Origin of the sequence: Thiococcus pfennigii (assembly GCF_016583835.1) — a bacterium.
GTDB lineage: Bacteria > Pseudomonadota > Gammaproteobacteria > Chromatiales > Chromatiaceae > Thiococcus > Thiococcus pfennigii.
In genome coordinates this window covers 1-1,317 of the sequence record NZ_NRRW01000136.1, presented here as the reverse complement: position 1 = coordinate 1,317, position 1,317 = coordinate 1, and the positions used below count along the sequence as shown (strand labels likewise).

Genomic DNA, 1,317 nt, shown 5'->3' with positions numbered 1-1,317 from the left:
TGATGATCTCGCGCATGGGAATTGGGAATGAACGAAGTTTTGCGGATCCAATACCATCACTGCCACGACCGGCGGGTTTCCGCCACCCGCGGCGACGAACAATCAGGCAGTTAGCGGCGGCGCCGTGCCTGCCGGCGATTTCCGGCCACTCGACTTCCGGTGCCGGATTCGATTATAAGGCATTGTTCTTGCGATTGAAAACGACTTTCCGTCCAGGCACTAATATAGATGGCGCCGATAGCTGCAATCCATGCGATTGCCGGAGGCCCTGCTGAGTGCAAATTTGATCGTTCGTCCCGCATTGTTCGTACGAGGGGATTTGCCCTGAGGCTTCTTGCTACTAACCGGAGGCCTCGCCGAAACGCGCAACGTGTACGATAGAGCGCTTCAAGGCTCCAGGCGATCAAAACAACACAGGTTATTACACCTTTAGAATATTAGGGAAGCTTGATGCGTTTACCCTGCCCCTGCCCCCCTTCAATGGAAGACCCCGAATCAGTGCACGTCCCTAAAAAAGAGACCGCCGAAGCGGTCTCTAGGCGGGACGGGGAAGGCAGCATAGCCAATGCGTCACCTCCCCGGCTTAGTTATCTACAGGCTCATTAGCTAGCCCGGCAGTTCTGCGGAACATACTTATTCAGGGTGTTCGCAGAGACTTCACAAGTCCATTGCACCCCGACGCCTTCAGAATAGGCAGGCGTCAAGGCGATGGTTCCAGCATCCATTGCGGAACTACCCGTATTCTGTAACGCCACAGTAATGACGCCGTTAGCTCCGACCGTAACGCTCTCAACAATATTCGTCGAAATGCTGGCCGCAATACCTGCCTCAGAGTTAGACGTGGGCTCGTCACCAGTGGAAATAATGTATTCCGCAACTGCCGTTTTAGCGGCCGCAGCGAAATTCAATGCCTCCGTAACCTTCGCGCGCACCGTATAATCCTGATACGCCGGAATCGCAATCGCCGCCAAAATACCAATGATCGCCACGACGATCATCAGTTCGATCAATGTAAAACCTGCTTGCCTCTTGGACATGCTCATCTCCTATCGGGTCAACGAAATCGATTGAACGGGAGGTCGCTGCGGCCTGTTCGGCGCCGCCATCCTGGCGATCCCTGGCGATCTCCCTCGCGGGATCCGTGCCAACAAAAGACCCAGTCGACGCATTCTTCAATCGATTGTTTTCCCGGGTGCGGCCGCAAAATAATGTACATTAGGAAGCGCCATGACAGGCAGACAACACAATCCCTTCAAGCAGTACGTCCGGTATTGAGCACGTCTTTCGATGCCGCACCCTGATCGGCGCGAGAAAAGC

1 protein-coding gene is annotated in these 1,317 nt (G+C 54.6%); it reads right to left on the bottom strand.

Annotated elements, in window-relative coordinates; translation table 11 throughout:
* Nucleotides 1-602: 602 nt before the first annotated feature.
* Nucleotides 603-1,037, bottom strand: a complete 435-nt coding sequence (locus tag CKO41_RS18980) for a pilin (protein ID WP_200383287.1) — start codon at nt 1,035-1,037, stop codon at nt 603-605.
* Between the last annotated feature and the right edge of the window lie 280 nt (nt 1,038-1,317).

Bases quoted from the DNA above. Each gene is read 5' to 3' on its own strand.
- CKO41_RS18980 (WP_200383287.1), bottom strand. From the start codon at position 1,037: ATGTCCAAGAGGCAAGCAGGTTTTACATTGATCGAACTGATGATCGTC.